Here is an 11,072-nt window from a genome sequence, read left to right as displayed (position 1 = left end):
TTCCGGAATCGAAGCTTTTTCACCCAACTACGCGTAGCCATGCGGGAGCGTCACGGAATCGTACGGTCGTCCTCACTTTCTCCGCCGCTCGCCCGTAGCAGCGATCCACGAGGCTCTGCTCACCGCCGCGCACGTCATCCGCGGGCACACCTCTCCCCTTCGATGGCGCTTCGCGCGATCGCCAGTTCCTCCTTCCGCAGCGCTTCTCGGCCCCGCGGGCGGCGCCATCGACGACGCCGCCCGCTACCTCATCGCTCGCTCACGGAAATTCCTGCTCCGCCGCTGCCGTGCCTTCCGCGCCTGCGTTGTCCGACACGTTGTTGCTTCCGCCAGGTCCCCCGGCGCCGGGCGTGCCCGATTGCAACATCGTCTGCCCTTCTTGCTTCACAGGTTCGCCTCGGTACGCGATCGCGAACGACGGCCCGCCGAGGCCTCCTCCTCCTGGACCGCCGTTGCCTCCCTGGCCTCCCTTCCCTCCATCGCACGCGTTCTTCGATCCGCCAACGCCCGTGCCGCCGACTCCTCCGAGCCCGCCGGCTCCGCCCGGCTGGAGGTCGCCCCCCGCGCCTCCCTTCCCTCCGTTGCCCGCCTTCAGCACGCAGTCCTGCAGCATCACCTTCCCCTCAACGCTCGCCAGCGCGATGCTCGCTCCTCCCGCTCCGCCGCCTTGGCCGGGCAGCCCGCCGCAACCACCGGGGCCGCCGCTGCCTCCGCTCGCCCCAGCTCCCGGCATCGCGCCCGGGCAGATCGCCGCACCGCCCTTCGCTCCGCCGCCTCCGCCGCCGCCCTGCCCTGGCTTGCCCGCTCCACCGCCTCCGCCGCTCACGCCCACGTAGCCGGATGAGCTTAGCGTGCCTAGACCGCTCGCGGCGACGCCGACGTCGCCCGGGGGACCGTTGTCGCCGCCCTGGCCAGTACCGCCGGCAGCACAGCTCCAGGCGCCTGCCGAAGGCTCTCCGGCACCTGCTGCGCCGAGGGCGCCTGACGCCCCGATGTCGCCGCCAGTGCCGTTGGTTACATTCCCATCACCACCACCACCGCCGATCGACAGCTCCCCGCCGCACTCGTTGACCACCTGGGCACCACCGGACAGCGTCGTGTCCGGCCCCGGTGTGCCATCGCGATCGCTGCACGCATCAGTTCCGGCGTTCCCCGGCGGCGCCTGCGCCGGGACCTCGCTCGGCGCATCTTCTCCCTCCGCGCCATCCGCTCCCTTGCCCGCGATCAGCTCGCACCGCGCCAGCTCAGCAGTCGCTCCATCGACCAGCACCGCAATCGACGATGTGCCCGGTGCCTCCGCGTCGGCTGCACGCACAGACACGTCCTCGATCCGCACCGGGTCCTCGCCCCGCAGCACCTTCAGCGCGATCCCTTCCTCGCCAGGCGCCAACGTCGTCTTCTTCTCCTCGCCGACCCAGGTCCACCCCTTCGCGCAGTCGAGCCCGCCGAAGATCGCCATCCCGGCGGGCACCTCAGCCGCCTCTTTGAACTCCTCCGCGCACGCATACACCGCGCTCCCCTGCTCCGTCGCTCGCGAGATCGCCACGCTCAGGGTCTTCACAGGGTCCGCCTTCGTCCCGGCGCCATTGTCGTCGCCGCCCGTCGCCACGAACACGCCGCACGTATCGCTCACGGCGGACGTCAACTCGCTCGGAATGCACCCTTCTGGCGTGCCACCGGCATCACCGCCCGGGAAGTGACCGCACGTGAGCAGGAACTCGCAGTCGTTGTCGAGCCCGATCGATAGATAGTCGCAGCCGCTCGCGATCACCGATGCGGCGCTCCAGCACATCAACCACGTCAGCCGCCTGTTCTTCATTGTGCTCACCATCGCCCCGCTCACCACGCTCCCACGACGACGACACCACCACCGCCCACGTTCGTCTGGGGCAACACGCGCACCCCGTGCGCCGCCGGTGCGGCGCGCCGGGGCCAGAGCGCATACGTGACCGCGGCGACCGCCAGCGCCCCCGACGCCGCGTAGCCGATCACGGACACCGTGCCGAATCGCGCCGCGCGCTCCGCCTCGCTCTTCACGTCGCGGCACGTGTCGATCAAATCGCTCTGCGGATCGATGCACCCTCCGTTCGCCTGCCGGATCTGCTCTCGATATCCCTCCGCATCGCTCCGCGCATTTCTCGACAGCACCGTCGACGTGATGCCTACCGCCAACCCCACCGCGCTCGCCGCGCCCAGCGCGATCACCGGCACCCAGTTCTTCTTCGGTGGCGGCTCCACCGGCCCCGCAGGCGGCTGCCCCATCACCGGCGCACCGGCCCCCACGCCCGCCGCGCCCGCGCCTCCCTCCGTCTTCGCGCCCGCCGTCTGCGCCTCACTCTTCACCGCCACCATCGCCAGCCCCACGTCCGCCGTCTCTCCCTTGGCGCTCTTCACCGTCTGGCTCACCGGCGCGTACCCCTCCAGCCTCGCCTCTACCCGATGCTCCCCCGGCTCGACGAACACCTCCCCTTCCAGCGGCGCTCGGCCCACGGCCTTGCCGTCCACAAGCACTTCCGCCCCCGCCGCGCTGACCGTCACCCTCAGCGCACCCACCTGCGCGCGCGACTCCGCCAGCCGCTGCTCCGCCGTCGGCTTCAGCTTCGCCACCGTCTTCACCAGCGGCCAGTTCCTCAGCGCGAACGACAGATGCTCCGCTGCTTCTCGGTACTTCTTCAGCTGGTACTTCGTGTTCCCGAGGTTGTACGCCACGTCGAACGTCGGGTTCAGCTCCCACGCAGACTGCAGCTCAGCCTCCGCCTCCACGTACTCCCTCGACGCCATCGCAGTCGATGAGCCGCGCTCTTCGCACCACCCCACACGCGCTGGCGCGCAGCAGAGAACTACCACGAGAACATAGCTGCCCACCCCCGGCCCGTGCTCGGCCCTACGGGCCTGCGCGCGGTCCGCCCCTCCCATGTCCCGCGCTCCGCGCGGAACGGGAGGGGTCTCGCCAGCCACGGTCGTTCGGATGCCAGCGTGACCACGCCTCCGCCCCACCGCCACGGCACCCCGCAGCTCTCCCGCCGCGCAAAAGCGACCTGCTGCCGGGCTGCCTTCAGCGACCGTCGGATCACATCCGGGTTCGCGGCCCGAGGCAGAAGGACTCAGCAGATCGACGGTTCTTCCGCCCGCGCCTCCGGCAGTCCACTCCAAGGTGGTGAAGTTGTCAGCGCCGGGCAGCCCACCGTGCCGCGTCTCCGCGACAAAAGAGTCCCTATCACCCCGGCGCGGGGTGCATCCAATCATTTCCTGTCTCCTCTTTCAGCTCAGCTGATCACGGTTCAACGCGCTCGTCAGTCGTTCGTCCGCATTGCGTTCAGCTCAACGAAATTCTCATCCGACGTCACAGCTCACTTCACTGCCCGCAACTCGCACTGCCCGTGAAGTCCCAGCACGCCCCCGTTGTCCCCGGGTTGCCGGCGTTGCCATCCGGGCCCCCGAGGCCACCCTCACCCGCTGTACCCGCCGTGAAGTCCTTCAGTTCCACCGGACTGCTCGGCGCCGCCGCATACGCGATACCGACTGCATGGCCGCCTCGACCGCCTCCGCCGGGACCGCCGGGACCGCCTCGACCGCCTTTGCCCCCGTCGCAGCCGGGGACGGAGTCCACGTTCTCCGAGGCGGTACCTCCAGTCGCGCCCATGCCTCCATCAGCGCCGCGTCTTCCGCTGGCGCCCTGTCCACCCTTCCCCGCCTTGCCGACCGCGACCGTCACCTCCGTCAACACCAGCTTCGTCCCCAGGCTCACGATCCCGATGCTTGACCCGCCCGCCTTCCCACCACCGCCGCCGTTGCCTCCGCAGCCGCCGGCTCCGCCTCCGCCGCCGCTGGCGCCGGGACCATCCAGCGGGTTCGCGACGGGCCCGCAGAACAGCCCTGCTTTCGCGCCTCCGCCGCCACCTCCCCCTTGACCTCGCGTCCCAGTTTTGCCGTTGCGACCGTCGCCACCCGTGATGCCCGCCAGCGTCAGCGTCGTCGCACTGCCGGCCTCGCCGGAACCGCCGAGAGTTCCTGGTGTGCCATCTTCACCGCGCCGGCAGTTGCCCGCGACGTCGGTTTGCCCAGCGCCGCCTAGACCATACTTCTCTGGGTTCGGGTCCGGCAGCGGCGCACCATCGGCACCCTTGTGCCCGTTGCCCTCGTCGGTACCCGTGGTCCCGCCGAGTCCACCGGAGCCGCCGCGCGTCTCGCCGTCCTGGCACATCGTCACGCCGGGCTCGCCGCCGAAGACGACCTCGCACGCATCCGACACCATCTCCGACGCGCTCGCTCCTGCCTGCGGCGCCTCCGTCGGCGTCTCGCCGTTTGCGCCGGCCATCCCGTCGCCCGCGGTCACATCCACCTGCGCCAGTTCCGCCTCGACATCCGCCACCACCACGCCGATCGACGACCCGCCCAGCTCCGTCGCGCTCGCAGCACGGATCGCGAAGCTCCTCACCTTCGCTCCGCTCGCGGCCTCCGACACCGTGAGCGCGATCTGGTTCGCGGGCGCCTCAATCACGCTCCGCGCCTCATCGCTCCACGTCCACTCCGCCTCGCAGTCGAATCCCCCGATCACCTCGATCCCTGCCTCAATCTTCACGCTCTCGGCGAACGGCTCGCTCGTGCACGCGAGTACCCGCTTGCCGTCCGCCCTCGCGACCGCCTCCCCGAGCGACGCGTATGGCTTCGCCTTTGTCCCGTCTCCCCCCGCTTCCGCCGTCGCGCTCACGAACACCGCGCACTCGTCCGTCACCGTGCTCGCATCCTTCGTCGGATCCGCCTCACACGCGGGGTTCGGCGGATTGCCGCCAGTACCTCCGGATGCGAAGTGATCGCACGTCAGCATCAGCTCGCAATCCTCATCCATATTGTCCCAGAACCCGCTGCACCCGCAAACTGCCGTGGCGAGTCCCAAGCCTGCTACGATCCAACACCTTCGGCCCATGGTCGTTGTTCCTTCGCTCGAGCTCACCACGCACCCAACACGTCGATTCCAACACTACCTGTCTGCACCCGGGGCAATGCGCGAACGCGCTCCGTCGTTGTCGCTTTCGGTCGAGGCCATAGGACATATGTCACCGCAGCGATCGCCAGCGCTCCCGATGCGATGTAGGCCACTCGCGCAGCGTCGCCCAACGTCGCGCCTCGAGAGCCGATACTCTGAAGCTCTTGGCATGGCTTGACGAACATAGCCGAGGGTGTCGCGCATTCTCCGCCGGCTCTAAGGATCACTTCGCCTTTGGAGCGTGCGTCATCGTGCGCGCTGTTCCTCGCCACCGTCATCCCGATCCCGACGCCGAGCCCCACCGCGCTCGCTGCGCCCAGCACGATCACCGGCACCCAGTTCTTCTTCGGCGGCGGCTCCACCGGCCCCGCCGGCGGCTGCCCCATCACCGGCGCACCGGCCCCCACGCCCGCCGCGCCCGCGCCCCCCTCCGTCTTCACGCCCGCCGCCTGGGCGTCGCTCTTCACCGCCACCATCGCCAGCCCCACGTCCGCCGTCTCTCCCTTGGCGCTCTTCACCGTCTGGCTCACCGGCGCATACCCCTCCAGCCTCGCCTCTACCCGGTGCTCCCCCGGCTCGACGAACACCTCCCCTTCCAGCGGCGCCCGCCCCACGGCCTTGCCGTCCACAAGCACTTCCGCCCCCGCCGCGCTGACCGTCACCCGCAGCGCTCCCACCTGCGCTCGCGACTCCGCCAGCCGCTGCTCCGCCGTCGGCTTCAGCTTCGCCACCGTCTTGACCAGCGGCCAGTTCCTCAGCGCGAACGACAGATGCTCCGCTGCTTCTCGGTACTTCTTCAGCTGGTACTTCGTGTTCCCGAGGTTGTACGCCACGTCGAACGTCGGGTTCAGCTCCCACGCAGACTGCAGCTCAGCCTCCGCCTCCACGTACTTCTTGTCCGAGTAGAGACGCAGCCCTCGTCGATAGGACTCATCGGCACGTGTCACCGCGTCGGCGTTGGCGGGCGCAGCCTGCGGCGTGGCGGGCTGCGCGGCAGCGATCTCAGGGACGGCGATCAGCGTCGCGGCACTGAACAACACAGCAAGGGATCGGCAGTTCATCATCATGGCTCCACGCGGTTTCACTCCATCACGTCATCGGCGAGCGGCTTGTCGGTAAGCGCAGGCGCGACGGGCGTCTGCGGAACGTGCGGCGCCGCACGCGTCGGCCGCGCGGGCACGGGCGACACCGGCCCTGGTGGCGGTGGCGGCGCTGGCGGTTGGCTCGCGGACGCCGTGTCATCGAGGCTTGGCTCGACCGCCTCCGGCGGTGCCGGCGCCACCGGCGGCAACAGCTCCGAGGCCTCTGGCGGCACCTGCGTGCTCTGCGCTGGCGCCCCGCTCGGCGGCAGCGCCGGATCCTGCTCTTTCGGCGGCGTCTCTCGCCGCAGGAGCATCGCCAGCACGAACGGCATGCTCACCGCGAGCACGGCGAGCACCACCATGAGCCACGTCGGCATCCAGGGTCGGCGCCGCCCCTCCGCCTGCGCTCCAGCCGGCGGCTTCGGCGTCACCACGGGCGGCGGCGTCACGGGCAGCAACGACGACGGCAGCAGCGCCTTGTCGATCGGCGGCAGCGCCCGGTCCGCCCACTGGCTCTGCGCCATCGCTCCCGGCTGTACCGGCGCGCCCTGCTGCACCGGCGCGTGCTGCGGAGCCGCCGCGCCCCCGTATAGCGGCACACGCTGAGTCACCTGCGCCCCCTGCTGCACCGGCGCACGCTGCGCTGCCATCGCGCCCTGATGCGGCACCGCTGCTCCGGGCAGCGCCGCCGCCCCGTGCTGCTGCGCGACTGCCCCGTGCTGCTGCACGACTGCCCCGTGCTGCTGCGCGACCGCCCCGTGCTGCTGCGCGACTGCCCCGTGTTGCTGCACGACCGCCCCGTGCTGCTGCACGACCGCCCCGTGCTGCTGCGCGACCACCCCGTGCGGCTGCGTGACCGCCCCGTGCGGCGCTGCCTGCTGCGGCGCCTTCGCCGGAAACGGCGGCGGTACCGCGTGCACCGGCAGCGGAGTCCGCCCCGCTTGCGCCGGATACGGCGGCGGCGTCGCTTGTGCCGGATACGGCGGCGGCGCCGCTTGCACCGGAAGCGGCGGAGGTCCCGTTCGCTCTTTGGGCAGCGCCGGCACCACCGGGAACTGGAACAGCGGCTGCCCCGTTGGCTTCTGCTGCTGCATCTCCGACAGCGCCCGGTCCAGCTCCGGGTTGTTCAGCGCCTGCTGCAGCTTCCGCTCCGCCACCTCAGGATCCGCCTCGCGCCGGATGCTCTCCAGATCCGGCAGGTACTGCCGGATGTCGTCGCTGTCCTTGTTGCTGCCCATCTCGAAGACCTCTCTCCTCAGCGACTAGAACGGCCTGCACCCCACCGCAGGGCACGGCTTGGCTGGCGTCGTGCCCCCTGCTTGCGCTGGCGCTGCCACCTTGGCCGGCGCCGCCTTCTTCCGCTCCTCGATCACCCGCAAGAATGACGGCTTCTGCCGCTTCGGCATCGGGTAGAAGTCCTCGTCGTCGTCCGTCGCGGCCGGCGCTGCTTTCACAGGCGCAGCCTTCGCCGCCGCCTGCTCTTTCACCGCCGCCTGCTCCTTCGCCGCCGCCGGTTGCTCCTTGGGAGCAGGCGCCTCTGCGGCCGCAGCCGCCCCTGCCTTCTCCGCTGCTCCGGCCTCCACCGCCGCCTCGGCCGTGCTCGCCGCCGCCGCGCTCGCCGTCGCCTCCGGCGCGGGCGCGGCGGGGCTCGCCTCGGGCGGCGGCGCTGGCGCGACCGCTGCCGTCGCTGCGCTTGCCGTCGCTGCACTCGCCGTCGCGCTCTCGACCGACGCCGCCGAGGCCGGCGCCGCCGAGGGCGCCGGCTCTCCTGTCACCGGAGCCGGCGCCGTACCGCGCGCGGAGCGGAGCGCCAGCACCACGCCCACGCCTCCCAACGTGAGCGCCAGCGCCACCAGCGGCGCCAGCACGTAGGCCCGCGGCGCGCGCCGCCGCTGCGTGAGCAACGCCGCCGGAGCCGCCGTCATCGGCGTCTCTTTCCGCAACGACTCGGCCGGTACGACGCTCGGTGCCGTCACCGAGCTCGGCGCCACTGGCCGCGCCACGATCGGCAGCGGCGCTCCCGATCGCGGCGACTCCATCGCCGAGAGCTGCGGAGTTACGTACGGCAGCTCCACCTCCTGCGGCGGCTGCGGTGCCGCTCGCTGCGCATCTCGCCATGACGTGGCGTGCTGCGTCTCGATCACCGGCAACGGCGCCGGCCCACCATGCCCCTGCGCCCCCGCATGCGGCGCCGGCCCTCCGTACGACTGCGGCAGCGGCGGCGGCCCTCCGTACGACTGCGGCAGCGGCGGCGGCCCTCCGTGCGACTGCAGCGGCGGCCCTCCGTGCGACTGCAGCGGCGGCCCTCCGTGCGACTGCGGCAGCGGCGGCGGCCCACCATGCCCCTGCACTCCGGCATGCGATGCCGGCCCTCCGTACGACTGCAGCAGCGGTGGCGGCCCTCCGTGCGACTGCGGCGGCCCTCCGTACGACTGCGGCGGCCCTCCGTACGACTGCGGCAGCGGTGGCGGCCCTCCGTACGACTGCGGCAGTGGCGGCGGCCCACCATGCCCCTGCGCCCCGGCATGCGATGCCGGCCCTCCGTACGCCTGCGCCTGCGGCGGCGGCCCCGCATACGCCTGCGCCCTCACCTCCGCCGGCGGCAGCGGCCCCCCAACCCCCTGCGCCCCCGCCTGCGGCATCGCCGGCGGCCCCGTCCGCTGCGCCATCCGCTCTGCCCACGTCCCGCCGAGCTTCGCGGTCGACTCCAGCAGCTTCAGCGCGGGCAGCGGCTCCGTATGCCCCACCCCCCGCCCCCGCGGCACGCGCGACGCCGGCGCGAACGGCAGCGCGCTCGCCGGCGCCACGAACTGCTCCAGCGGCGCCGTCTCCCCGTGCACCACCCGCCGCGCCCGCTTCTCGCCCTCCGCGCTCCCTCGCTCCATCTCGCCCTCCTGCCGCGCCTCCTCCGTCTCCTCCTCGCCCGCCCGACCCGCTGCGCTCGTCTCGTCCTCCACCGGCGTGCTGTCCTCCAGCGCCACCCCCGCGAACGCCGCCTGCCGCTCCGCCTCCATCCGCTCCCGCGCCAGCCGCTGCGCCAGCACGTGGCCCGCCGGCACCGTGTCCCGCAAGAGCCCCCGCAGGTCCCGGGCCACGTCGTCGAACCTCGGATACCGCTCCTCGCGGTCGATCGCGATGCACCGCGCCACCACGGGCCACAGGAACTCAGGGCAATCCGGCACGATCTCGTGCACCGGCTCCGGCGCCGCGACCAGGTGCCCCGTCAGCGTCTCCTCCGCCGTCGCTGGCTCGCTGTCGTCCAGAAACAGGTGCTTCCCCGTCAGCACCTCGTAGAAGATCGCCCCGAACGCGTAGATGTCCGTGCGCCCATCCGGCCTCGCACGCTCCACGCGCTCGGCCTTCCTCGACGACGTGTAAAGCATCTTCACCTGCTCCGGCGAGATGTACCTCACCGTCCCCACGTCCGGCAGATCATCGGTGTTCATCCCGCCGTCCGCGAACTTCGCTATCCCGAAGTCGAGCAGCCACACGTGCCCTTTCGCGTCCGCCTTCGTCCCCACCATGATGTTCTCGGGCTTCAGGTCACGGTGCCATATCCCCTTCGAGTGCACGAACGTCATCGCGTCCGCCACCTGCAGCATCACGTGCATCGCGCTCAGGAAGTCCAGCCGGTACGCCTTGTTGAGCAGCTTCCTCAGCGTCCTCCCCTCGAGGTAATCCATCACGATGTACGCCACGTGATCCGGCGACACACCCGCCTTCCTCATCCTCACGATGTTCGGGTGCTTCAGCTTCGGATAGAACTTGCACTCCTGCCGGAACCGCCTCGCGAAGTCCTCTCTCTTCAGGTGCCGTGGCAGCATGCACTTGATCGCCACGACGTCTTCCGAGTAGTCCTCCACCGCCCGGTACACTTCCCCCATCCCACCCGCGTCGATCACCTCCGTGATCCGGTAGTCCAGGAACACGTCCCCGGCCTTCAGCGCTTCCCGCGCCATCACCACACCCCCGCGATGAGAGAGACCGAGAGAAGAAGAGAAAGGATAAGAGACGAGAGCGGATGCCCTCCCCCGGTCGGTGCTCGGCGCTTCGCGCCTGCGCGCCGCCCGCCCCTCCCAAGTCCCGCGCTACGCGCGGGACGGGAGGGGTCGCCTCGCCAGCGCCTCGCTGCCCTCTTGTCCTTCAGCACCGCTCGTCCTACCCCTGTTCAACCCTCAGACATCGCCAACGCGCGCCCAAAGGCACGTTACCTGCTCGGGCTCGCCCTGCTCATGAGCGCAGTCCATCAGCAGGCTCGCCGCGAGGCGCAGATCACGGTGCGCCGCGAGGATGTCAGCGATGCGGCGCTCAGGCACCGCACCCCAGAAGCTGCCTGAACACACGAGGAAGACGTCGCCTGGCTCGGTGCATTCAACCTGAATCTTCATCTCCACCGCCGCCTCGCAGCCGAGCGCACGCGTCGCCGCATTCGCGTGCTGGACCAGCACGGCCATCACATCCCGCGAGACAGCGCCATCCTGCACGTCCCCCTCGGCGACGGCAGCAATTCTCGCTCGCGCCTCCAGTTTCCCAACACGAAATCGATAGACGCGCATCTCGCCGACGTAGGCGATGTACGCTGTCCCCGGCGCGAGCAGCACACCCGCGAAGCTCGCGGGCACGCCGCTCCGTCCCGGATCCCAATGATCGCCCTCGGGGCGGCAACGGCCTCGTCGACGCGGACTCATCATGAGCCGCACTTCGTCCCGACGCTGCGGCGCAATCAGCTCTTCAGCACAAACGTCGTCCTCACTGCCTGCGTCTACAACGGCATGCACCATCTCGATCGCCGTGCGGGAGACGACCTCTCCACCAAACCCGCCGTTGACCAGAAACAGCCCCAGACAAGGCAGCTCACCAGAGCGCGCCTCGTTGCTCGCACCACGCCTCGAGACAAGAGCATCCGCCCCCGCCTCGATGGCGAGCCTTGGACACACCATCGTCCACCTCGCACGCTCGTCCCAAGGACGAGCCGAGCCAAGGCGCACCACGCCCGCGGTGCG

At 70.9% G+C, this 11,072-nt stretch carries 7 protein-coding genes; all 7 read right to left on the bottom strand.

Going from position 1 to position 11,072, the window contains the following annotated elements:
- Positions 1 to 259: 259 nt before the first annotated feature.
- A complete protein-coding gene (locus WMF14_RS03605) occupies positions 260 to 1,819 on the bottom strand; it encodes a PGRS family protein (protein ID WP_437798781.1) in 1,560 nt (519 codons plus the stop codon).
- Between the two features lie 20 nt (positions 1,820 to 1,839).
- Positions 1,840 to 2,781: a PEGA domain-containing protein gene (locus WMF14_RS03600; RefSeq protein WP_437798780.1), complete on the bottom strand. Its 942-nt coding sequence runs from the start codon at positions 2,779 to 2,781 to the stop codon at positions 1,840 to 1,842.
- Positions 2,782 to 3,355: 574 nt separating this feature from the next.
- On the bottom strand, positions 3,356 to 4,828 hold the full coding sequence (locus tag WMF14_RS03595) for a hypothetical protein (RefSeq protein ID WP_437798778.1): 1,473 nt from the start codon (positions 4,826 to 4,828) through the stop codon (positions 3,356 to 3,358).
- Between the two features lie 122 nt (positions 4,829 to 4,950).
- Entirely contained in the window at positions 4,951 to 6,054 is a 1,104-nt protein-coding gene (locus tag WMF14_RS03590; RefSeq protein WP_437798777.1) for a PEGA domain-containing protein, read from the bottom strand.
- Positions 6,055 to 6,068: 14 nt separating this feature from the next.
- Positions 6,069 to 7,307 (bottom strand): hypothetical protein, encoded by a 1,239-nt coding sequence (locus tag WMF14_RS03585; RefSeq protein WP_437798775.1) that lies wholly within the window; start codon positions 7,305 to 7,307, stop codon positions 6,069 to 6,071.
- A 24-nt stretch (positions 7,308 to 7,331) separates the two neighbouring features.
- Positions 7,332 to 10,028 carry a protein kinase domain-containing protein gene (locus WMF14_RS03580; protein WP_437798774.1) on the bottom strand — a complete coding sequence of 899 codons (2,697 nt, stop codon included), beginning with the start codon at positions 10,026 to 10,028 and terminating at the stop codon, positions 7,332 to 7,334.
- Between the two features lie 216 nt (positions 10,029 to 10,244).
- Positions 10,245 to 11,009, bottom strand: coding sequence for a PP2C family protein-serine/threonine phosphatase (locus WMF14_RS03575; RefSeq protein ID WP_437798772.1), 765 nt, complete (start codon positions 11,007 to 11,009; stop codon positions 10,245 to 10,247).
- Positions 11,010 to 11,072: the final 63 nt, after the last annotated feature.

Source organism: Sorangium sp. So ce693 (genome assembly GCF_051521375.1).
In the GTDB taxonomy this organism is placed as follows: Bacteria; Myxococcota_A; Polyangia; order Polyangiales; family Polyangiaceae; genus Sorangium; species Sorangium atrum.
This window is presented reverse-complemented; position numbering and strand designations above follow the sequence as displayed.

Coding starts and splice junctions, on each gene's coding strand:
- WMF14_RS03605 (WP_437798781.1), bottom strand. CDS start 1,819: ATGAAGAACAGGCGGCTGACGTGGTTGATGTGCTGGAGCGCCGCATCG.
- WMF14_RS03600 (WP_437798780.1), bottom strand. CDS start 2,781: ATGGCGTCGAGGGAGTACGTGGAGGCGGAGGCTGAGCTGCAGTCTGCG.
- WMF14_RS03595 (WP_437798778.1), bottom strand. CDS start 4,828: ATGCTGACGTGCGATCACTTCGCATCCGGAGGTACTGGCGGCAATCCG.
- WMF14_RS03590 (WP_437798777.1), bottom strand. CDS start 6,054: ATGATGATGAACTGCCGATCCCTTGCTGTGTTGTTCAGTGCCGCGACG.
- WMF14_RS03585 (WP_437798775.1), bottom strand. CDS start 7,307: ATGGGCAGCAACAAGGACAGCGACGACATCCGGCAGTACCTGCCGGAT.
- WMF14_RS03580 (WP_437798774.1), bottom strand. CDS start 10,028: ATGGCGCGGGAAGCGCTGAAGGCCGGGGACGTGTTCCTGGACTACCGG.
- WMF14_RS03575 (WP_437798772.1), bottom strand. CDS start 11,009: ATGGTGTGTCCAAGGCTCGCCATCGAGGCGGGGGCGGATGCTCTTGTC.